Raw genomic sequence first — 26,753 nt, 5'->3', positions numbered from 1 at the left:
TGATTGCAACGGCGGTTCTCGCCATGTTCGTCATTTTTGCTTTATTTTTCATCACCATGAATGATTAGCCCTTTATTTATAATGGTTAATGAAATGTTGCTGTTACGTAAAATTAACGTGAAATGTTACTTGAATTTTCATCTAATTCTTCCATGATTGACCTAACGTTAGTCAGGACAAAAAGACAGCAATGACTGTCAGCCTGAATGTGATTCAACATTTCTGGTCAAGGTGTCAATCATGAAGCCAGTTTCAGAGAGCAATGGTTATACTGAGCAGTTTATCCTCGGCGAAGGCGATCTGCGCTTCGCCGTCAAAGACACGCTGGATATCGCCGGATACCGCACCCAGGCGGGTTGCCCGGCGCTGGCAACGTCGCCTGTTGCACGCAGCCATGCCCGCGTGGTGTCACAGTTACTGGAAAACCGTTGCGTACTGACGGGCAAAACCACGCTGCATGAGCTGGCTTTCGGAGTCACGGGGATTAACCCGCGCTGCGGTACGCCGGTTAATCCCCGCTTCCCGGCACTGATCCCTGGCGGATCATCCAGCGGCTCGGCGGCGGTAGTGGCCTCCGGTGAGGTGGATTTTTCACTCGGCACCGATACCGGCGGCTCCGTGCGGATGCCTGCGGCCTGCTGCGGCGTGATGGGCCTTAAACCAGGCTATGGCGTGTTAAGCCGTCAGGGTGTCATGCCCGCCGAAAGCTCTCTCGATTGCGTGGGTGTATTCACCCGTGATGCCGCCGTGCTGCGCCAGGTCATGACGCGCCTGTCGGTGCCGGTTGACGCCCCACTGAATGCCCTGCCGCCGGTGGCGTTTGTGCTGGCGGCTGAGCCTGATATCGACGCCTGTATCCTGAACGCACTCTCTCAGGCCGAGGTTTCTGTACAGGAAATCACGCTGCCACTGCTGGAAGAGGCGCACCGTGCGGGGTTAACACTTATCAGCCATGAAAACTGGCTGGCATTAGGCCCGCTGCTGGCAAGCGGTGCCGTCTCGCCGGACGTAGCATCCCGTATTCGTGCTGGTGCGAACGTCAGCCGCGAAGCGCTGGAGCAGGCAGAAAAGGTCCGCGTGGCCTTTAGCGAACATCTTGATGCCGTGCTCGAACAGACGCCGCTGCTGGCGCTGGCCACGCTGCCAGAACTGCCGCCCACGTTACAGGAAGCACAAGATCCGCTCACTGTCGTCAACCTGACCCGACTGGTGCGCCCGTTCAACCTGAGCGGTCATCCTGCAATCACGTTACCGGTGGGTGAGATCGACGGCCGCCCTGTGGCCCTGCAACTGGTCGCCCGCAAAGGGCATGACGGCCTGCTGGTGCAGGCCGCCGAATGGCTCACGGCGCGACGACGCCACTAGCCAACCCCCTGTTTTCATTTTCCTGATTTCTCAGTGAGTACGACTCATTGCGGCCCCGTTCGCCTTAGCGACAGCCGCGGATAACTTTTCGGAGGTCGCTATGTCTGCTGTACAGGTTCGTGAAGAGCTGGTTTCGCTGCTGAATGATGTTGCCGCACGCAGCCCTGATTTTGAGCACCAGCGCCATATTTCTGACGATGTGATCGCCCGTTTCAGGGAAGTGGGCGTATACCGCGCACTGGTGCCGAAAATGTACGGCGGAGAGGAATGCTCTCCGGCGCAATTTTGCGAGCTGATAGAACAAATCTCTACCGCCGATGGCTCGGCCGGATGGGTGGCAAGCTTTGGCATGAGCCCGTTTTACCTGGGCGCACTGCCGCCGGATACCCTGAAAGAACTGTATCGCGACGGGCCGGACGTGGTTTTCGCGGGCGGCATTTTCCCTACCCAAAAAGCCACCCAGGCCGATGGGGGTTATCGCGTGAGCGGACGCTGGAGTTTTGCCAGCGGCAGCATGGGGGCCACGGTACTGGGCGTGGGCATTTTGCCGGAAGGCGAACAGGCTCTGCCGCGCATGGCGGTACTTCCACGTGAACGCGTACAGATCGATCCCGTCTGGGACACCGTCGGGCTGGCCGGGACCGGCAGCCATGACCTGGTGGTAAACGACGCCTTTGTTCCGAACGAATGGACCTTTATTCGCGGCGGCGCTCTGAACCTTGAAGGGCCTCTGTATCGCTATCCGGTGCTTTCTCTGGCGACCCAGGTGCTATCGGTGGTGGCGCTCGGCGTGGCGCGTGCTGCACTCAACGAGATCTACGCCATCGCCCATCGCCAGCAGTCCGTCACCGGCGCACCGCGTCTGGCCGACCGGCCGCAGGCACAGATGCAAATTGCCCGCTGCGAGGCGGAACTGCGCTCAGCGCGCGCCTGGTTCTACGACGCCATCGACGACGTGTGGCAGCGTCTGCTGGCGGGCGATGATGCCAGCTGCGAACAAATTAACGCGCTACGTCTTTCCTCAACGCACGTGACCCGCGTGGCCGCCGATGTGGCGCGTCAGGCGCTGGCGCTCAACGGGATGGGCGGCGTCACCATGCGTAGCCCGCTGCAACGCTACGTGCGCGACACGATGGTGATTACCCAACACGCCTTTATGGGCGACCTCTCGTACCTCAATGCCGGGACGGTCTTTTTCGGCGGCAAACCGCTGCCGGGTTACCTGTGATTTTTAACGAAAGGAGCAACACATGAGCCAGTCAACCACCTTACGCGTGCTGTTTTGTATTGGGGTGAATCAGAACTTTTTTGATGCCAGCGCGACCGAAGCCAAACAGGTCTGGGCGGCCTTTGGCGTGATGATGAAAGGCATCGACGAGACGCCGGGGATCCGGGTTATCGGCAACATGGATGACGACCAGCTGATGGTCGGGCCATCGACCACCGCCCCCTGGACCACCTACGTGCTGGCAGATGCCGAGCGCCTGGAAAACGTGGCGGCCGTCTGCAACCTGTTCCGCACCACGCCGGTAGGCGACAGCGGCAGCAAGTTGTGGAAGTACTGCAAAATCGAAGCCCGCGTGGGCCGCGAACTGATTATCCAGAACTAACGGAGCCCGCGATGAACGCCCAGGATGCGCTGCGTTTACAGCAGCTTGAAGACAGCCAGGCCGCCCGCGTCTGTATTAGCGACTACATGCGCCTGTGCGACAGCCTCGACAGCCCCGAAACCGTGCAGGCCATTGGCGCCTTGTTTACTGCCGATGCCTGCTGGGAGGGCATCGGTGAACCTTATGCCACACGTCTTGGGCGTCATCTGGGGCGCGAGGCCATCGTCACCATGATGGCCGGTTACGTGCGCCAACCAGCGCACTTTGCCATGAACGCCCATTTTTTGTGCTCTGAGGCGCTGTGGCATGAGCCGGACGGGCAGCTGCAGGGCCGCTGGCTGATGCTGCAAACCTCGGCGTTCAGTGCCGGCGGGGCACACCTGAATGCGGCGGAAATCCGCGTCACCTTCGTGCGCGATGAGCACGCCATGGTGATGGCCCATTTCACGACCCGCAATCTGTTCAGCAGGCCGGTTGATCACTGGCACGCGGCGGATGTGCTTCCCGTACCGGATAAAAAATAAGACTTGCAGGAGACTGGACATGCAATGCGATCACCTCATCAACGTGAAGAATATCGATACCACCACGCCAGCCACGCCGACGACGGCGGAGATTGCGGCGCTGGTGCAGCACGACCGGGTACACACCTCTCTGTACACCTCGGAGGATCTGTTCAGCATGGAGCTTGACAGGATCTTCAGCAAAACCTGGGTGTGGGTCGCCCACGCCAGTGAAATCCCGGACACCGGCAGTTTTAAAACCACCGAGATCGGCACACAGCCGGTGATCGTGGTGCGCGATCGCAAAGGCACGGTACACACCCTGCTGAACCGCTGTCGTCATCGCGCCGCGACCGTTTGCGAACACCGCAGCGGCAAAACCAACAGCTTTGTCTGCCCGTATCACGGCTGGGGCTACGCGCTGGACGGCAGCCTTCGTGGCGTGCCGCACCCGGAAAGCTACGCCGACCAGCTGGAAAAAGGCGAGCTGGGGCTGGTGTCGCTACGTACCGAACAGTACGCCGGGATGATTTTCGCCACCTTTAACGACCAGATTGAGCCGCTGGAGGATTTCCTCGGCGTGGCGAAAAAGTGGATGGATCTGTTTATGAAACAAGGGGCAGGTTACCCGATCAAAACCGGCCCGGCACACCGTTTCCGCTTCCCGGGCAACTGGAAAATCCAGCTCGAAAACACCACTGACGGCTACCACTTCCCGGTGGTCCACCGTTCGTTTTTAAGCTCGGTCGATAAGCAAACAGAAGAAATGCTGAATTTCGTGGATGGCAGCGGCTACGTCGAAGACTTAGGCAACGGCCACAGCGTGATGGTCATGATCCCGGAACTGGTGGATCTGGACGCTAACCTTGATGCGCCCATCCCGGAGCGCTTTAGCGAACTGGCAGACGCCCTGCGCGCAGACCACGACGAAGAACAGGTCCGCCGTATTGTGCGTGCGGTCGGCGGTTCCGGATTTAACCTCAATATCTTCCCGAACATTGCCTGCTCGATGGCGTTCTTCCGCGTGCTTCAGCCGGTGTCCGTCAACGAAACGGAAATTCACCATGCGGTGATCACCATGGATGGCGGCCCGGAAATTGCCAACCAGGCGCGTCTGCGTCTGCACGAACATTTCCAGGGGCCGATGGGCTTTGGCACGCCGGACGACTCCGAAGCCTGGGAGCGCGTTCAGCGCGGGGCCACCTCGGGCAACGATCTCTGGATCATGCTCAACCGTGGGCTGGCGGGGGAATACCGCACCGACGATGGTCGGCGCAGCGATGTGAGCGCCGAAACCGGGATGCGCGCCGCCTACCAGCAGTGGAAAAAGCTCATGACGGAGAACGCGCAATGATGACGCCTGATTCAGCACTCTTTACCGCCATGTCGGTAATCAATCTCGAAGGTGATTTGCTCGACCAGGGCGAATTCAACACCTGGCTTGAACTGTGGCAGCACGATGGCCTGTACGTGGTGCCAATTGATCCGGCCGAAACGGATTTCAAAAACACCCTCAACTACGCCTGTGACGATCACCACATGCGGGAAAAGCGCGTGAGACGTCTTTACAGCGGGGAGTCGATTTCCACTACGCCACGCGCCCGTACCTTACGCACTCTGTCGCGCTTTCGCGTGCTGGAATCCGCCGAGGACAGCATTGTGGTGCGCGGGGCGCAGTCCCTGTGGGAGCACCGTAAAGGTCACAGCCGCCACTATGCGGCGGATATCACCTGGCACCTGCAGCAGCAGGATGGCCGCTGGCTTATTCAGCAAAAGGTGATCCGCCTGGTGAACAGCGACGATGTGCTGCACAGCATCGGCTACATCCTCTGAGGAGCTGACCATGACGCAAACCGTATTAGTGACCGGTGCAGCCGCCGGTCTGGGACAGGTTATCGCCGCCACGCTGCTGGAGCAGGGTTATCAGGTGGTGCTGACCGACGTAGACGCCCGCCGCGCACAGCAGGCGGCAGATGAACTGGATAACGGCAAGGTGCTGGCGCTTGGGCTCGACATCCGCCAGCCGCAGGATTTTGCCCGCGCGCTTGATGCCACCCTCGCTCGCTTTGGCAGCCTGGAGGTGCTGGTGAACAACGCCGCGCTGACGCTGGCCACGCCGGTGATGGAGATCAACGTCGACGAATTCGACCGGGTGATCTCCACCAATCTGCGCGGCACCTTTGTCGGGTGTCAGACGATGGGGCGCTATTTCGCCGGCCGGGGCTATGGCCGAATCATCAACCTTGCGTCCCTGGCCGGGCAAAACGGGGGCACGGCATCCGGGGCGCACTATGCGGCGTCCAAGGGCGGCATTTTAACGCTGACCAAAGTCTTTGCACGCGAACTGAGCAAATCCGGCGTGACGGTGAATGCCATCGCACCGGGCCCGATGGATCTGCCCACCGTTCACGCGCTGGTCCCGGAAGAGAAGATGGCCGGGCTGCTGCAAATGATCCCGGTGGGCAAACTGGGTGAGGCGGAGTTTGTCGCCCAGGCCGTTGCGTTGCTGGCTTCACCTCAGGCGTCGTTTGTCACCGGGGCGACCTGGGACATCAACGGCGGTCTGTTTATGCGTTAAGGAGTGAACATGCTGACATTACAGGTTATCCGACGCGAGGTGCAGGGCGACGTGGTGTTGCTGACGCTGGCGCATTCAGAGGGCATCGCACTGCCGGCGTTTCGCGCGGGGGCTCATATCGACCTGCATCTCAGCGCCGAACTGGTCCGCCCGTACTCCCTTTGTGGCGATCCGCAGGACCGGCAGCACTATCAGCTGGGCATCCTGAAAGAAGGGCGCTCAAAGGGCGGATCCCTTGCAGTACATGCCCTGCGCGAAGGCGATGCCATTGCGGTTAGCGAGCCGCGCAATCTGTTTGAGCTGGAAGAGCGCGCGGCGCACACCCTGCTGATTGGCGGGGGAATTGGGGTCACGCCGATGCTGGCGATGGCCGCCGAGCTGCACGCCGCCGGGCGCTCCTTCACGCTGCACTACTGCGCCCGTTCGCGTGCGCAGGCGGCGTTTGTTCCACAGCTGGAACGTGCCCCTTATGCAGCGCAGGTGCAACTGCACTTTAGCAACGAACAACGCCTGGATCTGGCGGCGGTGCTGACCGATGTGCCTGCGGAAACCCACGTGTACGTGTGCGGTCCCACGCGGCTGATGGATGCCGTCACCGAGCAGGCGCAAACCCTGGGGTACTCGTCGGGCCAAATCCATCAGGAATGTTTTAGCGCTGAGGTGCAAACCGGCGGCTCAGCCTTTGATGTGGTGGCGGCCACCAGTGGGATCACCGTGAAGGTGCTGGAAAACCAGACCATTGTCGAAGCCCTGGCCCAGGCCGGGCTGAAGGTGAATGTCTCCTGCAAGCAGGGGATCTGCGGCAGCTGTTTAACCGATGTGCTGGAAGGGGATGTGGATCATCGTGACCACTATCTCACCGATGAAGAGAAAGCCGACGGCGATCAAATCCTGCTGTGTTGTTCCCGCGCGAAGTGCGGGCGTTTAGTTATCGATCTGTAAGGGGACACCCATGACTCTGCAAACTGAATTTCGTAATGCGATGGCACAGCTCGGCAGCGCGGTATCGGTGATCACCACCGACGGCCCGGCGGGCAAGTTTGGCTTCACCGCCTCTGCCGTCTGTAGCGTGACCGATCAGCCGCCAACCCTGCTGGTCTGTATGAACCGCAACTCTTACGCCCACGAACACTTTCGCCGCAACGGGGTGTTGTGCGTCAACGTGCTCTCCAGCAGCCATCAGGAGTTATCCGGCGTGTTTGCCAACGCCAGCCTGCGCTCGGACCAGCGTTTTCTGCATGACAGCTGGCAGGTGATGAGCAGCGGCGCGCCGGTGCTGAGTTCGTCGGTGGCAAGCTTTGACTGCCTGATAGCCGATTGCCATGAAGTCGGCAGTCACTCGGTCTTTTACTGCCAGGTGCAGGCCATTCGCATCAGCGAACAGCCGCGCGGGCTGGTCTATTTCAACCGTCGTTACCATGCCGTCGGGCATGACATTGAGGCTTAAGCCTTTTTCCCGAATACAGGGGAGTGCGTAATGAGCAATGTCGTCACAGAAAACAACATCACCACCGGGGTGAATCAGAATGCGGGCCAGATGCGCAAGCTGGTGATTGCCTCGGTACTGGGGAATGCGCTCGAGTGGTATGACTTTTTCCTCTATGGCACCGCAGCGGCGCTGGTCTTTGGGCCGCTGTTCTTCCCGGTCGGCGGCGATCCCCTTCAGGGGACGCTGCTGGCGTTTTCCGGTTTTGCGGTCGGCTTTCTGGCGCGTCCGCTGGGTGGCATCGTCTTTGGCCACCTGGGTGACCGCTACAGCCGCAAGATGACGCTGATCATGACCTTAACGCTGATGGGGGCGACCACGTTTGTGATTGGTCTGCTGCCGGTCTATAGCCAGGTTGGCATCTGGGCACCGCTGACGCTGATTATTCTGCGCTTTTTACAGGGTGTGGCCTCGGGCGGCGAGTGGGGCGGCGGCGTGCTGATGCTGAGCGAAAATGCCCCGGCATCGCGGCGGGGGTTCTACACCGCGTGGAGCCAGATGGGGGTCTCGGGCGGCTTTGTGCTGTCGGCATTTGCCTTCTGGCTGGTGCAAAAACTCCCGGAGTCCGACTTTATGTCCTGGGGCTGGCGCGTGCCGTTCCTGCTGAGCATCGTCATCTTTCTGGTCGGGGTGTACATCCGTAAAAACATCCGCGAAAGCAAGGCATTTACTCAGGCGAAGTCGCAAGAGAAACACGACAAAATTCCGCTTCTGGTCCTGGTGCGTGAACACCCGAAAGCGCTGCTACAGGCCATTGCTCTGCGTCTGCCGGAAAACGGCGCGTCGTACATTTTTTTCACCTTCTCCGTGGTGTATGCCAAACACATCGGCATCAGCACCGGGGACATTATCAGCGCCGTGACCCTGGCGATGCTGGTGGAATTTTTCTCCATTCTGTTCTGGGGTGCGTTGTCGGATCGCATCGGCCTCAAACCGGTCTATTACATCGGCGTGATAGGTCTGCTGGTGATGGCCTTTCCGTTCTTCTGGCTGCTTTCAACCGGGAGCTACGGCGCGATCATGCTGGCCATGTTCCTCGGCCTGCCGTTCTGCCACGGGGCGATGATCGGCACGCAGCCCTGCATCATGAGCGATCTTTTCCCGGTGCGGGTGCGCTACTCCGGGCTGGCGCTGGGGCATGAGGTGGGGTCGATTTTCTCCGGCGGATTAGGGCCGATGCTGGCGGTGGCGTTGCTTATCGAGTTCGACGCTGCCTGGCCGGTCTCCATTTTGCTGGTGGTCTACGCACTTCTGGCGTGGGTTGCGCTACGTAGCCTGCCGTCTCAACACGAGGAAAAACAATGATTGATAAAAGGATGACGGACATCGACAGCGCGGTGGCGGACGTGTTCGATGGTGCGGTGGTGATGGTGGGCGGCTTTGGCCCGGCGGGTCAACCGTCGGAGCTGCTGGACGCGCTGATCCGCCGTAAGCCACGCGGGCTGACGCTCATCAGTAATAACGCAGGTAATGGCGACTACGGCCTGGCGGCGCTGCTGAAAGCCGGCTGCGTGAAAAAGGTGATTTGCTCCTTCCCGCGCCAGGTGGACTCCTGGGTGTTCGATGACCTCTATCGTCGCGGGGAAGTGGCGCTTGAGCTGGTGCCGCAGGGCAACCTTGCGGCACGGATCCAGGCGGGTGGCTCGGGTCTGGGGGGCATTTTCACGCCAACCGGATTCGGCACGGAGCTGGCACAGGGCAAAGAGACTCGCCGTATCGACGGCAAAGATTATGTGTTCGAAACGCCCCTGAAAGCTGACTTTGCCCTGATCAAGGCGCTGAAGGCCGACCGCTGGGGCAATCTGGTGTTCGACAAAACCGGGCGCAACTTCGGCCCGATTATGGCCACCGCGGCGGCCTGCACCATTGCGCAGGTGAGTGAAACCGTTGCGCTTGGTGAGCTTGATCCCGAAGCCGTTGTTACGCCGGGGATTTTTGTGCAGCGCGTGGTATCGGTTGCGGCGGCGCTTAAGGAGTCTGCGTGAATAAATTAACCCATCAGCAGCTGGCGCAGCGTATTGCGCGTGATATCCCGGAAGGGGCGTACGTCAACCTCGGCATCGGGATGCCCACGCAAATTGCGAACTACCTTCCGCCCGACCGTGAAATATTCCTGCACAGCGAAAACGGCATTCTCGGCATGGGGCCTGCACCCGCGCAGGGAGAGGAAGATCCCGAACTCATCAACGCCGGAAAACAGCCCGTCACGCTGCTGGCGGGTGGCTGTTATTTCCACCATGGCGACTCCTTCACCATGATGCGCGGCGGCCATCTCGATATCTGCGTGCTGGGGGCGTATCAGGTGTCGGAACGTGGCGACCTGGCGAACTGGAGCACCGGTGAACCCTCATCCATTCCAGCCGTGGGCGGGGCGATGGATCTGGCGATAGGTGCAAAAAAAGTGTTTGTGATGACCGAACACCTGACCAAAAACGGCGCCTGCAAAATCGTCAAAACCTGTACCTACCCGCTCACCGGGATGGCCTGTATTGACCGCATTTATACCGACATGGCGGTAATGGATATCACCAACAGCGGTGTGGTGGTCCGCGAGCTGTTCGGCGATATCACTGCCGACTATCTGCAATCTGTCACGCACGTTGCACTGACGTTCGCGTTACAGACTGACGATGCCACGGCGTAACGGAGGGTGACGATGGATCTCGAATACCGACTGGATGGCGACAGCAATTTGCCGCTACTGGTGCTCTCGAACTCACTGGGCACCACATGGGAGATGTGGCAGGCGCAGCTGCCCGCCCTGACGCAGCACTTTCGCGTGCTGCGGTACAACACGCGCGGGCACGGCCATTCACCGTTAACGCAGCATGATCTCAGCCTGGCCACGCTTGGGCAGGATGTCATTTCACTGCTCAACCATCTTGGCGTGGAGCACGCCTTTTTCTGCGGCATATCCCTGGGCGGCTTGACCGGGCTGTGGCTCAACCGCCACGCGGGGGGGCGTTTTCATCGTCTGGTGGTGGCAAACACCGCCGCCAGAATCGGCGAAACAAACGGGTGGTTGCAGCGCGCAAACCTGGTGCGCGAGCAAGGTATGGCGCCCGTGGCCACCAGCGCTGCCGACCGCTGGTTTACGCCAGCGTTTCGTCAGGCTCATCCGGAAGTTGTGGAAAACCTGGTGACCACCCTGGCCCACACGCCCACAGAGGGTTACGCCGCCTGTTGTGAAGCATTGGCCCGCGCCGACCTGCGCAATGAGGTGCCCGCCATGCAGCGTCCGATGCTGGTGATTGCCGGAGAAGACGACCCGGTGACCACTACGCACGACGCCGAATGGCTGGTGGTGGAAGCCCCGCACGCACACTACCTGGCGCTGCCCGCCTCGCATCTTTCTAACGTCGCCTGCGCTGAGGCATTCAGCCAGCACGTCATCTCTTTCTTCACTGCCGGAGCAGAACATGAGCATCACGATTGAATCTATCGCCTGCTGGCTGGTGGATATCCCGACCATTCGGCCGCACAAGCTGTCGATGACCACTATGGGTTGCCAGACGCTCACCATCGTGCGCATGACCTGTGCGCAGGGCGTGGTGGGTTGGGGCGAAGCCACCACAATCGGCGGCCTGAGCTACGGGGCCGAAAGCCCGGAGGCGATTAAATCAGCCATTGAAACCTATCTGGCACCGCTGCTGTGCGGCCAAAGCTTCAGCGGCCCGGCGGCGCTGGCCGAAACCATGAACGCCAGCGTGAAGGGCAACACCTTTGCGAAGTCCGCCCTCGAAACTGCATTTCTTGATGCGCAGGGAAAAGCCCTTGGCGTGCCCGTCAGCACGTTGCTGGGTGGCGCGCTGTGCGAACGGCTGCCGGTGCTCTGGACGCTGGCGAGCGGTGATACCAACAAAGATATCGAAGAGGGCAAACGCTTGCTGGCGGAAGGCCGACACAACGCTTTCAAACTCAAAATTGGCGCCCGCGAACTGGCAACAGATGTTCGTCACACGCTGGCAATCAAGGCCGCGCTGGGGGATGAGGTCAGTATTCGGGTGGACGTGAATCAGGCCTGGGATCTCACCACCGCAATGAAGGGAATGCGCCAGTTGCAGGACGGGGGAATCGACCTCGTGGAGCAGCCGATCCCGCTGTGGGACACGCAGGGGTTAATCACTCTCAGCCAGCGCTTTGAGGTCCCGATTCTGGCGGACGAGGCGGTGGCCACGCGCCATGACGGTTACGCCCTGGCACGTGGCGGCTTCACGGGCGCTTATGCGCTGAAGATTGCCAAAGCGGGCGGCCCGGTGCAGGCGCTGAAGCTGGCTCAGGTGGCCCAGGCGGCAGGCGTGGCGCTCTATGGCGGCACCATGCTGGAAGGCTCGCTGGGAACGGTTGCCTCACTCCATGCCTGGTCAACGGTCAGGATGCAGTGGGGCACGGAGATGTTTGGCCCGCTGCTGCTGAAAGACGACATCGTGGTGCGCCCGCTCGATTTCAGCCAGGGGCAGGTGAGCGTACCGCAAGGCCCGGGGCTGGGTATTGAGATTGATGACGATAAATTGCGCCATTACGCGCGCCAGTAAGGGGTTCTTATGCTGTTTAAAGTGGAAATGACGGTCAACATTCCCGCCTCACTGCCAAAGGTGCAGGCGGATGAAATTAAAGCCAAAGAAAAAGCCTATTCGCAACGGTTACAGCGCGAAGGCAAATGGCTGCATATCTGGCGGGTGGTGGGGCAATACGCCAACGTCAGCATCTTTGACGTTGGCGACAATCAGGAGCTGCACACGCTGTTAACGGAATTACCGCTCTACCCGTATATGGACATCACCGTGCAGCCGTTATGCGCGCATCCGTCGTCGATTGATAACGAAAAAGAGTAAAAACCGTACCCTACAATAACGAGGAACATGCAATGTCCAAAAATCCTGCACATCAGTCTGAACTGGAAACCTTACTCGCCATCAGCAGCGGCCTGAACGCCGACGGCGGAAACGATCGTTTTAAGAACATCATGCACCAGCTCCTGAGCGACCTGTGCCAGACCATTAAAAAATTCGACATCACCGACGAAGAGTTCTGGGTGGCGGTGAACTACCTTAACGAACTGGGCGAACGCAAAGAAGCGGCGTTGCTGGCGGCAGGGTTAGGGCTTGAGCACTACCTGGATATGCGCGCCGATGAAAAAGAGGCCGCAGCCGGTACTGACGTGGGTACCCCACGCACAATCGAAGGGCCGCTGTATGTGGCCAATGCGCCACTGAGTGAAGGGTTTGCCCGCATGGATGACGGCCGCGAAAACGCCGAAACCATGTGGCTGCACGGCAGCGTGACTGACCTTGACGGTAAACCGGTTGCTGGGGCGATTGTCGACATCTGGCACGCCAATACGCTCGGCGGCTACTCGTTCTTCGACCCGTCACAAAGTGAGTACAACCTGCGCCGCCGGGTTAAAACCGGCGCGGACGGCCGCTACGCGGTGCGCAGCATTGTGCCATGCGGTTATGGCTGCCCTCCTGACGGCCCAACGCAAAAGCTGCTGACCGGCCTTGGCCGTCACGGCAATCGCCCGGCACACGTTCATTTCTTTGTCTCGGCACCAGGCTTCAAACACCTGACCACCCAGATCAACCTCAATGGCGATCAATACCTGTGGGACGACTTTGCCTTTGCAACCCGTGAAGAGCTGATTGCTGATCCGGTGAAAATTACCGACGGCACGCTCGCCCGCGAGCGTGATATCAACGTGCCGCATACGGAAGTGAGCTTTAACTTCTCGCTGGTGAAGGCCGCCGAAAATACCGAGGAGTCGAGAGGGAAACGCTCACGCGTGAAAGAGTAATACCGGCGGGCAGCATCCCGGTGCTGCCCCTGTTTTTCTGGCAAAGCATAGCGATTTAAGTTCTTTGTTATTTCAGGCGTTATCCCGGATCTTCATGCCATATTGTCACTGGCGGAAAGGGCGTCTGAAGGAATGGGTAAACGAAACTCCCTCTATTTACATCAACAACAACGAGAACATATTCACCAGCTTTCAACCAGCATCCTGTGGCGCAGCGAACTCCCGACCTGGATACTCATGATGGCCATTTATGGCGGCTGGTTTGCGACCCTGGTGAACTGGCAGGTGCTGGGTTTGTATCCCGCGACTTTGCTGCTTATCGGGTTTACCGCCTGGTACATGTCGCTTCAGCATGAATTGATCCACGGTCATCCCACGCGCTTTCCCCGGCTGAACCAGCTTTTCGGCACGCTGCCGCTGGCGGTCTGGTATCCGTATGGTCTGTACCGGGACTCCCATCTGGCGCATCACCGCAACGACCACCTGACCGTGCCGGTGGACGATCCTGAGTCGTATTACTTTAGCGATGAAAGCTGGGCGCGGTTTCGTCCGTGGCAGAAGCGGGTGATTCATCTGCGTAACACCTTCATCGGACGGCTGTTGCTGGCGCCGTTAATTGATATTGTGCTGACGCTGGGCAGTGCTGTGTCGGCCTTTCGCCGCTTACAGGTTGCCGCCATGCTGATGTGGATAATCCACGGGGCCTTACTGGCCGTGCTTTTGGTCTGGATGTCGCACCTTGGCTTCTCCCCGCTGTGGTTTGTTCTGGCGGTGAGTTATCCCGCGCTGGCGCTGACCAAAGTGCGATCTTTTCTTGAGCACCGGGCGGCGGACGATCCGCTGGCGCGGTCGGTTATCAACGAAGCCGGGCTGTTCTGGCGGGTCCTGTTTTTGAATCTTAACTATCATTCTGTACATCACGATCTGCCAGGTGTGCCCTGGTACGGGCTGAAGGCGGTTTACCTGCACAATCGCGATGCCTATCAGCAACGCAATCACGGTTTCCTGGTGAAGGGATACGGCGAATGGTTGCGCCATTTCTGGGGTAAACCGGTGGATGTGACGGTGCATCCGGGCATTCATAAAGGAGACAGCCATGAGTGATCCGCTGGCATTCCCGATGTATGCCGTGAACCGCCGTGACACCGATGCCCTGTGGCTGGCGGTGCAGGCGCTGCTGGTAGCCCGGGGCGTACCGGTGGGAAGTCTCACGCCCGTGTTGCCGCAGGAGAAGCTGGTGGAACACTGGCAAAACCCGCAACTGATCCTGAGCCAGACATGCGGTTACCCGCTGGTGACGCAGCTTTTGGATGTTCAGGTAGTTGGCTGTTTTCACTACACCACGCCGGGCTGCGAAAGCTTCTATTACCGCAGCGTGCTGGTGGTGCGTGAAGAGGATAAACAGCAAACCTTTGCTGATTTTCGCGACCGGACGGTAGTGTGCAATTCCACCGATTCGCAGTCAGGCTACAACGTACTGATGAAGATGGTGACGCCGTTGGCGGTAAACGGGCGGTTTTTCTCGCGCGTTGTCCTGAGCGGCAGCCATCGTCAGTCGCTGATCGACGTGAAGCGCGGGGAGGGGGATATCGCGGCTATCGACTGCGTAACCTGGGCGCTATTACAACGCCATGAACCCGCGTTACTGGACGGGCTGGCGATCATCGACCAAAGCCCGCTGGCACCGGGATTGCCGCTCATCACCGCAGGTGAAACCTCTTCCGACACGCTTGCAGCGCTGCGCGAGGCGCTGCATACGCTGGTGAGCGCGGCGGAATACCGGGAAATCTGTGCCGCGCTGCTGATTGGCGGGTTTAGCGAAGTGACGCGCCAGCCTTATTCGCAGTTGCTGGACTGGCGCAAGGCAGCGCAAACAGCCGGGATCGCCCGGCTGTAGCCATTCAGGCAAAGTGGTTTTGGGCCAGTGGAAGGCCCAGTTTTTCCCGCAGGGTGCCCGGCGCATATTCGGTTTTCATCACTCCTTTGGCTTTCAGAACAGGGACAACCTGTTCCGCGAAGCGATCAAAATCACCGGGCAGCAGCGGGAACATCAGGTTAAAGCCGTCTGCGGCCCCGGAAAGATAGATTTCCGCCAGCGTGTCGGCAACCTCCTGTGCAGTGCCAATCACCAGCCAGCTGTCGGAGCTTTGCAGCAACAGGCGACCCAGTTCCAGAATGGTCAGGGCGGGGTCGTAATCCCGGATGAGTTGCAGCGTGGTGCGAATACCGTCGAAGTTTGCTTCGTCCGGCAGCGGCGGCAGCGGTTCATCGTGCGGATACGGGCTCAGATCCAGCTTCAGATAGGCCGACAGCAGATCGATAGCCATCCGGTCGCTCATCAGCTCGGCGTTAAGCTGCTGACGCTCGGCTTTTTCGGTTTCTGAATTCACCACCACCGGCAGCACTCCGGCGATGATTTTAAAGTCTTCAGGCGAACGTCCTAGCGCGTTCAGGCGCTGATTCATCTCTTCGCGGTAGGCTTTTCCCTGCTCGATGGATTTGATAAACACGAAGTGCATATCCGCCCGGCTGGCCGCGAGCTGCTTACCGGCTTCGGAAGAGCCCGCCTGCACGAGTACCGGATGCCCCTGCGGCGGACGTGGCACGTTAAGCGGGCCGCGCACCTTAAAGAAATCACCACGATGGTTAAGATGGTGCACTTTGTCGGCATCGGCAAACAGGCCGCGCGGTTTATCAAACAGGAGCGCGCCATCGTCCCATGAGTCCCACAGACGGGTGACCACATCGATGAACTCCCCGGCGCGCTGGTAACGATTGCTATGTTGCGGGATCTGATCCAGCCCGAAATTGGCGGCTTCCTCTTCCAGCCAGGAGGTCACAATGTTCCAGCTTGCGCGCCCGTTACTCAGGAAATCGAGCGAGGCGAAATAGCGCGCCAGATTATAGGGCTCGGTATAAGAGGTTGAAGCCGTTGCCATCAGGCCAATATTGTCCGTCACGGCCGCCAGCGCCGAGAGTAGCGTCAGTGGTTCAAGCCGGGCATTGGCGTAGTGGGCAAGGCCGCTGTCCCAGATCCCGGTATGGTCGGCAATGAACAGGGCATCAAGCGTAGCGGCTTCGGCCTTGCGGGCAAGGGCGGTGTAGTAGCTGAGGGTGAAAACCTCGTGTTCGGGAGCGTCCGGGTGACGCCATGAGAACCGGTAATCACCCTGTGGATTGAAAAAGAACAGGTTCAGGATCATGGAGTTGTGCGACATTGTGGGCCTGTGTCAGGTTGTGGCCGATCCCTGGCCATTGAATAATGAAAAACGTTACAGGTTGGCGTTGACCCATTGTTCTGCCACGGCAGCAGGATCTTTGTGCTGGAGGTCAACCTGCTTGTTCAGCTCGACCAGGGCGGTGTTATCCAGCTTGTGAGACACCTGGTTGAGGATGCCATCGATTTTTGGCGTCAGAGCCGCTTTGCGTACCAGCGGAACAACGTTCTGGCTTGGCTGTTCGTGTTTGTCATCTTCCAGTACCACCCAGTCCTCTTTAGCGAGCGAACCCTGGGTGGAGACCACCGTTGCCACATCAATTTTGCCGGAGTTCAGTGCCAGGCGGGACAGCGGCCCGCCCATGTCGAGGGATTTCACCTCTTTAAACTCCAGGCCGTAGACGCGCTTCAGGCCCGGCAGGCCGAGGGCGCGAACCGGTAACTCCGGTGGGCCGCCGATCACCAGCTCGTGTGCCACAGGCGTCAGATCGGAGAGTTTGGTTAACCCATATTTTTTGGCCGTCTCGGCGCGAACGGCCCAGGCAGTGACTGAGCTGGCAGAAGAGGGGGTCAGCAGCGTGAATTCTGCCGGCAGCACTTTTGCCAGCCCGGCACTGACGTCGCTCTGGGTGGTTGCCAGCGTTTTCCCGTCATAATAATTCAGCAGTGCGCCGAGATATTCCGGCACAATATCTATTTCACCGCTTTTCAGCGCCGGAATAATAATCTCGCGGTTACCCAGATTAAGCCGCGTTTTAACGTCGATATTATTTTTCTTTAATGCGCTGGCGTAAATATTGGCAAGAATGGAGCTTTCGGTAAAATTCGCTCCTCCAATGGTGACGGTTTCCGCCAGAGTGGTAAAACTCAAGCTGAATAATCCTGCCGCCAGAAGGGATAATTTAAATCCACGGCGGTTAAACGCATGCCATAATGATTGCTTCATAATGCCTCTTTTATTTGCTGGTGGTTTTTATCATGATTCCGTTATTGCGGGTGCGTCCTGTGACTGAAATAACATGTTGTTGATAAGTGAAAATATCCCCTCGCAGGCAAGCGCCAGTAGTGTTACCACAAGGGAGCCGGAAATGACCTGCGGGATATCGCGCTGACCCAGACCATCAATCAGGAAGCGACCCAGTCCGCCGAGCCCGGCATAGGCGGCGACCACCGCCGTGGCGATGAGCTGCAACAACGCGGTGCGAACCCCGGCAAAGATCAGCGGCATCGCCAGCGGGATACGCACCTGCCACAGGCTCTGTATAGGCGTCATGCCTAGTGCGGTAGCAGCATCGCACAGGGTGCGGTCGGCGTGGTATATCCCCACCCAGGTATTGGTCAGGATCGGCGGGACAGACAACGCGATCAGCGCAACAAACACCGGCACATCGTTGAAACCAAAAAGAATAATGCACAGTAAAATCAGGCCCAGAGACGGGATTGCCCGGCCAATGTTGAACAGGTTGATGACCAGAAAAGCGCCTTTGCGCCAGTAGCCCAGCGCCACCCCCAGGGGTAGTGCAATGGCCGAAGCGATGACCATGCTCACCAGCACATACCAGAGATGCTCGCGTAAGCGCAGCAGGATCCCCGTCTCGCTGAGCCAGTGGTCTGGCTGAATTAACCAGTGCCAGGTTGCGGTTAAGATGTCCATTAGCGTGCCCAGGGTGTAACCCAATAGCCCACGCGCGCTATCAGAGAGTCAAAAAGAAACGACAGCACCAGGCTCAGCACCACGCTGACCACAATCGGCGTCAGGAAATCCTGGTTAAAGCCCGACAGCAGCAGTTGCCCCAGCCCGCCCTGACCAATCAGCGCCGTGACTGTGACCAGCCCAACCAGCGTGACCGAGGCAATACGCAGCCCGGCAAACAAAGACGGAATAATCAGGTGCAGTTCAACGTCAACAAAACGGTGCCAGCGGGTGTAACCCAGCGCACGGGCGGATTCCAGTACGTCGAACGGCAGTTTTTCGATCCCGGCGACCACGTTACGCAGCAGGATCAGCAGCGAATAGAGTGTTAAGCCGATCACTGACGTGGTGAGCGACAGGCCGGTAAACGGGATCAACAGAATAAACAGCGCCAGCGACGGAATGGTAAACAGCACCCCGCACAGGCCAAGCAGTGCCGGAGCCGATGCGGGCCAGCGCAGGGTCAGGCCAATCAACACCCCCGTGAGTGCCGTGCCGAAAAAGAGCGATACCGCCACCAGCAGCGTGTGCTGCCAGAGCAGGGCGGCAATCGGGCCCTGATTATCCACGATCCATTGCCAGTCAATCATAGCGGCGCACATCCACATGCCCGTCCAGCACGCGCTGGAGCAGCCCGTGGGAAATACTGCCTTGATACTGACCGTCTCCGTCGACGTGCACCAGCACGCCCTCCGGCGCATCCAGAAGTGCGCTGTAGGCGAAACGCAGGGAGTGAAGAGCCTTCAGGGTGAGTGAAACGGGCAGGGCGGTACGCCGCTCAGGGTCGAGCCAGTACAACGGGCGTAGCTGTTTGTCGAGCACCAGCCGCAGCGGGCTGGCAACCACCGGATGCTGGCTGGTTATCGGGATCAGCGCCTCGTCTACCAGGGGAACATCGTGGCGCGGAAGCTGCCCAACCTGAAGCCTGGCAAGGCGTTTTAAGTTGGGCTCAGGCCCGATGAATCGTGCCACGAACTCACTGGCAGGCTGGGCCAGGATATGATCCGGCGTATCAAACTGAGCCAGGACGCCACCTTCCTGGAAGATGGCGATTTTGTCGCCCAGGCGAATGGCTTCGTTAATATCATGGGTGACGAGCACGATAGTTTTATGCAGGCGCTGCTGGAGCTGCAACAGCTCGTCCTGGAGCTTTTCCCGCACCACCGGGTCGATGGCCGCAAAGGGCTCATCCATTAACAGAATAGGAGGATCGGCCGCCAGCGCACGGGCAATCGCCACCCGTCCTTGCTGCCCGCCCGAAAGCTGGTGGGGGTAGCGCGCAAGCAGGCTCGGGTCGAGGGACATGACCTCCACCAGTTCATCAATACGCGCCTGAATGTGCTTTTTATTCCAGCCAAGCAGACGCGGAACGGTTGCGATATTCTGGGCAACGGTCCGGTGCGGGAATAACGCAGCACTTTGCATCACAAAACCGATTTTTCGCCGCACCTGAATAATATCGGCATCGGCTATTTTAATACCCTGAACATAAACCGAACCGGTATCCGGGATATCCAGTTGATTAATCATACGTAACAGGGTGGTTTTCCCGCAGCCGCTGGGGCCAACGAATGTGCAAAATTCACCTTCATTGATAGTGATATTTAATTTACCGATCGCGGCGTGCGTACTACCAGGGTACGTTTTGTTTATGTTTTCGAGTCTGATCATATGAAACAATAGCGCCCTGAAATTATTGCGTTTATATCAAACACAAATTACAGAGGCGATCAAAAGGGCGCAAATATGATATTTGCATTTGTATTGCAGGTATTTGGATTTTGATAAAGGAGGATAGCGGGCAGTAATAACGCCCTCTCCATTTAGGGGAGAGGATTGGGGTGAGGGGGAACATACGGCCGAGGTGGTCATTCCGTTCACTTTATGTTCCTTGCTACTCAGTCACCACATTACCCGTGAACGTGCCAGGGTGGCTCACCGCCACCACCCTGGCGACCCGGGCTCCCGGCAAGAAAATCGCCGCTTCGCGGTGACCCTCAGCGTTTGCTCCAGGCTAATCGGGGACGGGCGGATGAAACGTCCCTGTAAAGCCGCCCTCGCCGCGCATCCATGCGCGTCGCCCCGGCCTTCCGTAAACGCTTCGGCGATTTTCAGCCGGACCGTGGAGCTGCGGTAAGTCTTTTATTTCAAAGGCGTAATATCATCGCTGAATAAAGACAACAATTACTGGGGAACCCTCTCGGAGAGGGGGAAACATCACATCAAAAAATAGCTCAGACCTGAAAACGCCACCATCCCCGCAAGCACCGTCGCGAAGAGGCTGCGCGTCACTATCCCGGCTAATGCAGCAACCGCCGCCGCCAGCAGCGAAATGCTGACCCCGGACGGCGTCAGCGCCGGTTTACCCAGCAGCTCGGCGGTGATAATGGCGGCCATAATGGCGGCAGGAATAAAGCTCAGCCACTGCTGCAACGCCGGTGCAAGACGAAAACGGGAAAGCAGCAGAATCGGCACGGTGCGCATCAGTGCGGTAACCAGCGCAGAGATGAAAATCGCCAGCAAGATATTGCGTTCCATCTTATTTCCCTCCTTTACTGAAGAATCGCAATCCCAGGGTAGCAAGCGTGGCCGATACCGATGCCGCGATAATCACCACCAGGCTGATGTCCATCTGGCGGGCGGTCAGCAGCGTAATCACCACAGCGGCAGCGATACTGAATGTTTCCAGCGCTTTTCGGTGGCTGGCAAACCACAGCATCAGCACCAGACCAATAAACATCGATACCAGGCTAAAGCTCAGGCCTTCCATCAGCGATGACGGAAGGGCCGAGGCCAGCCACGCGCCGACCACGCAGGCGAGGATCCAGTTAAGCCAGGCGGCGACGTTAAGCCCAAGCATCCAGGCAAACGGAACGGCACTGTGCTGGCTACCGCGCTGCACGGCAACGCCGAAGGTTTCATCGGTCAGTAACAGGCCGCTTACCAGTTTTTGCAGGGTACTGTGTTCGCGGAAGAATACGCTCATGGCAGAGCTCATCAGCAGGTAGCGTAAATTCACCAGGAAGACGCTGAACACCACCGAGGCCACTTCTGCCCCGGCCGCCCACAGTGAATAGAACAGAAATTGCGCCGAGCCGGTATATAACACGCTTGCCAGCAGCGCGGTTTGCAGGGTGGTAAACCCTGAAAGGGTGCCGATAGCGCCAGCGGCAAAACCAATACTCCAGTAACCGGGGATAGTGGGCAAACAGGCGGTGATCCCTGCCCGAAACTCCGCGCCTGCCTCATCTTTGTGTGAGGCCTTTGTTTTCATCAACATCAGTATTTCCTGTACCAGAGCATTAAGCCGGAATTGAGATAATCATTTGATCTATTGATATTTGTGAACATGAAACAGTGAGGTACAACTAACTTATCACGTCCTGGCCGAAGTGTTTCGATGAAAAAGAGTTCAATTTTTAGTGTGGCAGCAGGGCTGCCACAATTGTGGCAGTCGCGCATTCTGGGGCAGGTTGGAGATGCCAGTATTAAAGTTATCAGGATGGGGGGAGAGGGCATTCCCCCCGAAGTGCATGACGCTTTCGATGAATGGTTACTGGTGCTGGATGGTGAACTGCCGCTGGTGGTGGACAATCAATTGTTCACCCTGTCTGCCGGAGAGTATGTCGTTGTGCCACGTGGCAAAACGCACCATGTCCCTCCGGGGAGTGTCGGAACGCTGTTGCTGGTGGATATTAACGCGCCAACGGCGTAATGCCCACTCGCGTCCCGTTATTCATAACTCTCATTTTCCACCGTATAAATCTCCTGAGCGTCGGTAAAGCAGCGCAGTGCCAGGGATGACACGGGTTCCTGTTTGCGCATAATCAGGCCAATAGGGGCGTCGATGTTTGAGTCGGTTATCGGAGTTATCAAAAAATGGCTGTTTAAATTCTCAAGCCCATTATTCAGCGGCATAACGGCACAGCAGATGCCGCTTTCTACCGCCTGGATTATCTGAAAGGTTGAGTCGCTCTCAAATACATAGTCCGGGGTGATCCCGGCGGATTTAAAACTGACGTCCATATGATCGCGATAGTGCATCCCTTTGCTCAGGAACCCCAGAGGGAAATTCACCAGGTCCTGCCAGGTGAGCGTTGTCTTATCCAGCTGGAAACGGCGGGTGTCGTGCAGTAAGCCCATTTTGGTTTTCGGCAGCTGAATAACATCAAAAACGCTGGTGTTAATATTATTCAGATAGCAAATTCCCAATTCCAGCTGATTACTGTTTACCCCTTCGGCAATTTGTTCTGATGACATGGAATACAGACTAAATTTCAGTTCAGGGTATTTTTGCGTCAGCTGGCGAATAAAAATCATCGGGTCAACGCTTGCCAGCGGAACCATGCCAAGACGTAGTTCACCCACCACTTGCCCCTTACACAGGGCGGCTTCTGCCTGAAGCCCATCGTGTGCGGCAAGCAGCGCGCGCGCCCAGGCCAGGATCCGTTCTCCCTCAGGTGTAAAGCCCTCAAAGCGTTGCCCACGGACGATCAATACCAGGCCAAGCTCCTCTTCCAGGCTGCGAATACGCATGGAAAGCGTCGGCTGAGTGATATTGCATTGCGCTGCCGCCTTACCAAAGTGGCGGGTTTGATCCAGGGCGATCAAATATTTTAATTGTTTTATGTCCATTATTTTTCTCTGATCGGGCAGGTGCTACGAGTATTACATAAATGCGGAAGGAATTGATAAATCCCCCTTATTCATTGCCAGAGCGTTGAATAAGGAGGACTGGGATCAGAGCATTCGGATTTCTTTGGAACGCAGGGTCACGCGAACGGGCACGGACTTATAGGACGGAGTACCACTGTCTTTATCGAGGTAGTTAAGCGGCACCAGCACGTTCGCTTCCGGGTAGTAGGCGCCAACGGAACCCGACGCGATGCTGTAGGCCACCACGGTAATATCCTCGAGGCACTGAACACTTCCTGCCAGCGCGGTTTCGATATCCACGCGGTCGCCGTGCTCCAGACCCAGATTTTCCATATCGCCTTCATTCATAAACAGAATGTCCCGCCGGCCAAAGACGCCGCGATAGCGATCGTCCAGCGCATAGATGGTGGTGTTGTACTGGTCATGGCTGCGAAGGGTAATCAGGCGCAGAACATTGTCGCCTTCGCCTTTGGCATTCTCATCCACGCCATCGAACACGGAGAACATCGCTTTACCAGTAGCGGTAGGCCAGATGCGCTGGATTGGCGGCAGCGGCATTCGGAAGCCACCCGGTACACGAATGCGGTCGTTATAGTTGTCAAAACCGGGGATGGTTTGCTCGATCAACTCGCGGATCAGATCGTAGTCTGTCACCAGTTCCATCCAGTCCACTTTGGTCTGTTTCAGCGTTGCGCGGGCCATGCCCGCAACGATTGCCGGTTCAGAGCGAATCAGCGGGGAGGCGGGTTTCAGCTTGCCGGAAGAGGCATGAACCATCGACATGGAATCTTCCACGGTGATGGACTGACGCCCCGTCTGCTGCATATCCAGCTCGGTACGGCCAAGACACGGCAGGATATAGGTTTCTTTGCCCACCAGCAGGTGAGTACGGTTCAGTTTGGTGCCCACATGCACACTCAAATCCAGGGTATGCATGGCCGGGAATCCATTCTCGTGATCGGGCATCGCAACCGCAAAGTTACCGCCGAGGCAGATAAGGGCTTTCGCATGGCCGTCGATCATCGCCTGCGTGGCCTGTACGGCATCGTGGCCGTGTTTAGCCGGTGCGTCAAAGCCGAAGACATCCTTAAGGCGCTCAATAAACGCTGCCGTCGGTTTCTCGGTGATCCCCACAGTACGGTTGCCCTGCACGTTCGAGTGGCCACGAAGCGGACAAATCCCCGCACCTGGTTTGCCGATGTTGCCGCGCATGAGCAACACATCGGCAATCAGCCGCACGTTCGCCGTGCCCTTGTTATGCTGGGTGATCCCCATACCGTAGGTGATAATGGTGGCGTTCGATTTTGCATAGGCTTCAGCCACGCTTTTCAACGCGTCAGCGGTTAACCCGGACTCGCGTTCAATCGCCTCCCACGAGGTCTGCGCGATATCGTCCGCAAAGGCCGAAAACCCCTGGGTGTGTTCGGCAATAAATTCGCTATCCAGCACGCCTCCACGTTCCTGTTCCATTTGCAGAAGGTGTTTAGCGATCCCTTTCAAGGCTGCGGCATCGCCACCTGCTTTCACCTGGAAATAAGTAGAGGCGATATCGGTAGAGCTGTAGGTGGCCATTTCAATGACGCTTTGCGGATCGGCAAAACGTTCCAGGGCTCTTTCACGCAGCGGGTTAAAGACGATGATCGGCACGTTGCGGCGTGCCAGCTCGTGAAGCGTCCCCATCATGCGCGGGTGGTTTGTGCCCGGGTTGTGACCAATAGAGATAACCAGCTCTGTTTTGTCGAAATCATCCAGTGAAACGGTACCTTTCCCGATCCCGATAGAGCGCGGTAAGCCGACGCTGGTGGCTTCATGGCACATGTTGGAACAATCAGGAAAGTTGTTCGTACCGTATTCACGGGCAAACAGCTGGAACAGATAAGCCGCTTCGTTCGATGCTCTGCCCGAGGTATAAAATTCGACCTGGTCTGGTTCAAGCCCGCGCAGGACTTCGCCGATCCGCTCAAAGGCCTCTTCCCACTCAACAGGGCGGAACGTGTCGCTTGCCCGGTCGTAACGCAGCGGGCGGGTCAGACGGCCATAGCCTTCAAGTTCGTAATCGGATTTTGCCAGCAGGGAAGTAACAGTGTTTTTCGCCAGGAATTCCGGGGTGACGCGCTTGCTGGTGGCTTCCCACGTTACGGCTTTCGCGCCATTTTCACAGAACTGGAACGTGGATTTGTGTTCTTTATCCGGCCAGGCGCAGCCCGGGCAGTCAAACCCATCGGGCTGGTTGGTGCGCAGCAGCGTGACGGGAGCGTCCAGCGCATCCATTTGCGTGCGTACGGCTATCGCTGTCGCTTTTAAGGCACCCCAGCCACCGGCAGGCCCGTCATAATGTCTGATCCCGGGAACTGAACGTCTTTTCTTATTCATGCGAACTCCTGACTATTCTGGTCATGACAAAGCGCGGCCAGATTAACCATAAATAAATGATGGTTAATTGAAGGGGCCACTAAAGCAGTGGGTTGGGGTAATAAACAGAAGCAATGAATAATCGTTGTATAACTCATTACATAACCGATGATGAATTTCGTTTAAAACACACCGTTTGCAGCGGTTAACAAAATCAATGCCTTTGATTTAAAGAAATTATAACAGGAATTTATCATCTTCATAATAAATGTTATCTATCACTTATTAAATTTAACCTATTTGCACTTCGCAGAGGATTGTCTGGGTATTATTCAGCGCGCCAGGCCTCTCGCCGTAGTTGGGTTAAAATATTAATAAAATCAGCGTTAAGCGATAAATCAAGGGGGTGAAATGGCGCTGTTTCGCAAGCCAGGGAAGAGAACGATGGCGATGTCTCTACAGGAATGATTATGTGCAGGTGAATTTGTTAATTAATTTCAATGTCAGCGCTGAAATCTTACACTCTGACATATTTAAAATTCACCAGGCCGTGTTTATTAATAATTACACTTCCCATCCTGCACTGGAAAACCGTATTACCTGGCGTTTTTTAAGATTAAAAAATCAATAAGGCTTTGGACTCTTTTGGTTTTACCCGCGCTTTTAGGATAATAAAGAAACACCGGGGGATAGGTTTTCCAGTAAGGTTCCATCACCGGGATAAAACGGTCTTTATCGGCCTGTAACTGATACACCGGCTCGAAAAGACGCCCGATGCCCAATCCGCTGCGGATCCCGTCTGCCATCACGTCAATATCATTGCTGATAAGCTGGCCTTGCATATCAAGGGTTAACTGCTCACCGTTCTCCTCGAGCATTAACGGAAGGATACGGTTGTTGGTGATAAACCGATAGCCAATCAGCCGATGCCGCGAAAGATCTGCGGGGGTCACTGGAATACCAAATGCCTCAAGATAGGTGGCTGAGGCATACAAGCCCTCACGAAAGGGCGCCATCAGCTGACGCGCGACGACGCCGCCTTCAAGGATATCGCCAAACCTGATCCCCAGGTCATAGCGCTCATCGACAATGTTGATGGTTCCATCGTAAACGGATATCTCAAGCTGAATACCCGGATACTGAGCACAAAACTCGGCCATATGCGGTTTCAGGATCAACAGATACGCGAAACGGGACAAGGTGATCCTGACCAGCCCGGAAGGTGCCTGATGTGCGTCCTTGATGCCCTCCAGTGCATTTTCCAGTGACGTTACCGCCGCCTGCGTTTGCTGTAGCAGCTGTTGCCCGGCGTCCGTCAGCTCTATATGCCGCGTGGTGCGGACAAAAAGAGGATGCCCGATGTGCTGTTCCAGCAGTTTTAGCGCTTTGCTCACGGACGGGGGCGTAATTTCCAGCTTTCTGGCCGCTGCCGTGATGCTGCCCTCGCGCGCGATGCACTGAAAAATCCGTATCTGGTTGTAAATCACATTGTTCATTAG

The 26,753-nt window shown here is 57.4% G+C and carries 29 protein-coding genes; 19 read left to right on the top strand and 10 right to left on the bottom strand.

Annotated features, from left to right (window positions below; translation table 11 throughout):
* Positions 1-240 precede the first annotated feature (240 nt).
* From F3J30_RS02945 to F3J30_RS02860, 18 genes are all read left to right on the top strand, one after another.
* Entirely contained in the window at positions 241-1,365 is a 1,125-nt protein-coding gene (locus tag F3J30_RS02945; RefSeq protein WP_166715753.1) for an amidase, read from the top strand.
* Between the two features lie 100 nt (positions 1,366-1,465).
* Positions 1,466-2,593, top strand: a complete 1,128-nt coding sequence (locus F3J30_RS02940) for an acyl-CoA dehydrogenase family protein (protein WP_166715751.1) — start codon at positions 1,466-1,468, stop codon at positions 2,591-2,593.
* Between the two features lie 22 nt (positions 2,594-2,615).
* A complete protein-coding gene (locus F3J30_RS02935; RefSeq protein ID WP_166715748.1) occupies positions 2,616-2,975 on the top strand; it encodes an IacB protein in 360 nt (119 codons plus the stop codon).
* Positions 2,976-2,986: 11 nt separating this feature from the next.
* Positions 2,987-3,499 carry a nuclear transport factor 2 family protein gene (locus tag F3J30_RS02930; protein WP_166715746.1) on the top strand — a complete coding sequence of 171 codons (513 nt, stop codon included), beginning with the start codon at positions 2,987-2,989 and terminating at the stop codon, positions 3,497-3,499.
* Between the two features lie 19 nt (positions 3,500-3,518).
* Positions 3,519-4,832: an aromatic ring-hydroxylating dioxygenase subunit alpha gene (locus F3J30_RS02925; protein WP_166715744.1), complete on the top strand. Its 1,314-nt coding sequence runs from the start codon at positions 3,519-3,521 to the stop codon at positions 4,830-4,832.
* A complete protein-coding gene (locus tag F3J30_RS02920) occupies positions 4,832-5,311 on the top strand; it encodes an aromatic-ring-hydroxylating dioxygenase subunit beta (protein WP_166716690.1) in 480 nt (159 codons plus the stop codon). The genes F3J30_RS02925 and F3J30_RS02920 overlap by 1 nt, the downstream gene beginning before the upstream one ends.
* A gap of 10 nt (positions 5,312-5,321) precedes the next feature.
* Entirely contained in the window at positions 5,322-6,056 is a 735-nt protein-coding gene (locus F3J30_RS02915) for an SDR family NAD(P)-dependent oxidoreductase (protein WP_166715742.1), read from the top strand.
* A gap of 9 nt (positions 6,057-6,065) precedes the next feature.
* Positions 6,066-6,998, top strand: a complete 933-nt coding sequence (locus F3J30_RS02910) for a PDR/VanB family oxidoreductase (RefSeq protein ID WP_166715740.1) — start codon at positions 6,066-6,068, stop codon at positions 6,996-6,998.
* A 10-nt stretch (positions 6,999-7,008) separates the two neighbouring features.
* Positions 7,009-7,503, top strand: coding sequence for a flavin reductase (locus tag F3J30_RS02905; RefSeq protein ID WP_166715737.1), 495 nt, complete (start codon positions 7,009-7,011; stop codon positions 7,501-7,503).
* Positions 7,504-7,533: 30 nt separating this feature from the next.
* A complete protein-coding gene (locus F3J30_RS02900; RefSeq protein ID WP_247650486.1) occupies positions 7,534-8,847 on the top strand; it encodes an MFS transporter in 1,314 nt (437 codons plus the stop codon).
* Positions 8,844-9,527: a 3-oxoacid CoA-transferase subunit A gene (locus F3J30_RS02895; RefSeq protein WP_166715735.1), complete on the top strand. Its 684-nt coding sequence runs from the start codon at positions 8,844-8,846 to the stop codon at positions 9,525-9,527. The genes F3J30_RS02900 and F3J30_RS02895 overlap by 4 nt, the downstream gene beginning before the upstream one ends.
* A complete protein-coding gene (locus tag F3J30_RS02890) occupies positions 9,524-10,186 on the top strand; it encodes a 3-oxoacid CoA-transferase subunit B (protein ID WP_166715734.1) in 663 nt (220 codons plus the stop codon). The genes F3J30_RS02895 and F3J30_RS02890 overlap by 4 nt, the downstream gene beginning before the upstream one ends.
* 12 nt (positions 10,187-10,198) lie before the next feature.
* Positions 10,199-10,978, top strand: coding sequence for a 3-oxoadipate enol-lactonase (gene pcaD, locus F3J30_RS02885; protein ID WP_166715731.1), 780 nt, complete (start codon positions 10,199-10,201; stop codon positions 10,976-10,978).
* Positions 10,962-12,077 (top strand): muconate cycloisomerase family protein, encoded by a 1,116-nt coding sequence (locus tag F3J30_RS02880; protein ID WP_166715729.1) that lies wholly within the window; start codon positions 10,962-10,964, stop codon positions 12,075-12,077. The genes pcaD and F3J30_RS02880 overlap by 17 nt, the downstream gene beginning before the upstream one ends.
* A 9-nt stretch (positions 12,078-12,086) precedes the next feature.
* Positions 12,087-12,377 (top strand): muconolactone Delta-isomerase, encoded by a 291-nt coding sequence (gene catC / locus F3J30_RS02875; protein ID WP_166715727.1) that lies wholly within the window; start codon positions 12,087-12,089, stop codon positions 12,375-12,377.
* 32 nt (positions 12,378-12,409) lie between these two features.
* Complete coding sequence (gene catA / locus F3J30_RS02870) at positions 12,410-13,336, top strand: catechol 1,2-dioxygenase (protein ID WP_166715725.1); 927 nt, start codon at positions 12,410-12,412, stop codon at positions 13,334-13,336.
* Positions 13,337-13,468: 132 nt separating this feature from the next.
* Positions 13,469-14,440: a fatty acid desaturase gene (locus tag F3J30_RS02865; RefSeq protein ID WP_166715723.1), complete on the top strand. Its 972-nt coding sequence runs from the start codon at positions 13,469-13,471 to the stop codon at positions 14,438-14,440.
* A complete protein-coding gene (locus F3J30_RS02860; RefSeq protein ID WP_166715720.1) occupies positions 14,433-15,233 on the top strand; it encodes a PhnD/SsuA/transferrin family substrate-binding protein in 801 nt (266 codons plus the stop codon). Before F3J30_RS02865 ends, F3J30_RS02860 begins: the two co-directional genes overlap by 8 nt.
* 4 nt (positions 15,234-15,237) lie before the next feature.
* Here F3J30_RS02860 and F3J30_RS02855 read toward each other — a convergent pair whose 3' ends face one another.
* From F3J30_RS02855 to F3J30_RS02825, 7 genes are all read right to left on the bottom strand, one after another.
* Positions 15,238-16,554 carry an LLM class flavin-dependent oxidoreductase gene (locus tag F3J30_RS02855; RefSeq protein WP_166715718.1) on the bottom strand — a complete coding sequence of 439 codons (1,317 nt, stop codon included), beginning with the start codon at positions 16,552-16,554 and terminating at the stop codon, positions 15,238-15,240.
* Between the two features lie 54 nt (positions 16,555-16,608).
* Positions 16,609-17,499 (bottom strand): ABC transporter substrate-binding protein, encoded by an 891-nt coding sequence (locus F3J30_RS02850; protein WP_166715715.1) that lies wholly within the window; start codon positions 17,497-17,499, stop codon positions 16,609-16,611.
* A 30-nt stretch (positions 17,500-17,529) separates the two neighbouring features.
* A complete protein-coding gene (locus F3J30_RS02845) occupies positions 17,530-18,207 on the bottom strand; it encodes an ABC transporter permease (RefSeq protein WP_166715713.1) in 678 nt (225 codons plus the stop codon).
* The gene (locus tag F3J30_RS02840) at positions 18,207-18,836 is read right to left on the bottom strand and encodes an ABC transporter permease subunit (protein ID WP_166715711.1); all 630 of its coding nucleotides are present in this window, start codon (positions 18,834-18,836) and stop codon (positions 18,207-18,209) included. The genes F3J30_RS02845 and F3J30_RS02840 overlap by 1 nt, the downstream gene beginning before the upstream one ends.
* Positions 18,829-19,917 (bottom strand): ABC transporter ATP-binding protein, encoded by a 1,089-nt coding sequence (locus F3J30_RS02835; RefSeq protein WP_166715709.1) that lies wholly within the window; start codon positions 19,915-19,917, stop codon positions 18,829-18,831. The genes F3J30_RS02840 and F3J30_RS02835 overlap by 8 nt, the downstream gene beginning before the upstream one ends.
* Before the next feature lie 546 nt (positions 19,918-20,463).
* Positions 20,464-20,784, bottom strand: a complete 321-nt coding sequence (locus F3J30_RS02830; protein ID WP_014070589.1) for an AzlD domain-containing protein — start codon at positions 20,782-20,784, stop codon at positions 20,464-20,466.
* 1 nt (position 20,785) lies between these two features.
* Entirely contained in the window at positions 20,786-21,526 is a 741-nt protein-coding gene (locus tag F3J30_RS02825; protein WP_166715707.1) for an AzlC family ABC transporter permease, read from the bottom strand.
* A 120-nt stretch (positions 21,527-21,646) separates the two neighbouring features.
* Here F3J30_RS02825 and F3J30_RS02820 point away from each other — a divergent pair, with 120 nt between their 5' ends.
* Positions 21,647-21,961, top strand: coding sequence for a cupin domain-containing protein (locus F3J30_RS02820; protein ID WP_166715705.1), 315 nt, complete (start codon positions 21,647-21,649; stop codon positions 21,959-21,961).
* Between the two features lie 17 nt (positions 21,962-21,978).
* Here F3J30_RS02820 and F3J30_RS02815 read toward each other — a convergent pair whose 3' ends face one another.
* From F3J30_RS02815 to F3J30_RS02805, 3 genes are all read right to left on the bottom strand, one after another.
* Positions 21,979-22,881, bottom strand: coding sequence for a LysR family transcriptional regulator (locus tag F3J30_RS02815; protein WP_166715703.1), 903 nt, complete (start codon positions 22,879-22,881; stop codon positions 21,979-21,981).
* Positions 22,882-22,986: 105 nt separating this feature from the next.
* Positions 22,987-25,275 carry an FdhF/YdeP family oxidoreductase gene (locus F3J30_RS02810; RefSeq protein WP_166715701.1) on the bottom strand — a complete coding sequence of 763 codons (2,289 nt, stop codon included), beginning with the start codon at positions 25,273-25,275 and terminating at the stop codon, positions 22,987-22,989.
* A 575-nt stretch (positions 25,276-25,850) separates the two neighbouring features.
* On the bottom strand, positions 25,851-26,750 hold the full coding sequence (locus F3J30_RS02805) for a LysR family transcriptional regulator (RefSeq protein WP_166715699.1): 900 nt from the start codon (positions 26,748-26,750) through the stop codon (positions 25,851-25,853).
* Positions 26,751-26,753 lie beyond the last annotated feature (3 nt).

Source organism: Enterobacter sp. Tr-810, from assembly GCF_011752765.1.
GTDB lineage: Bacteria > Pseudomonadota > Gammaproteobacteria > Enterobacterales > Enterobacteriaceae > Enterobacter > Enterobacter soli.
This window is presented reverse-complemented; position numbering and strand designations above follow the sequence as displayed.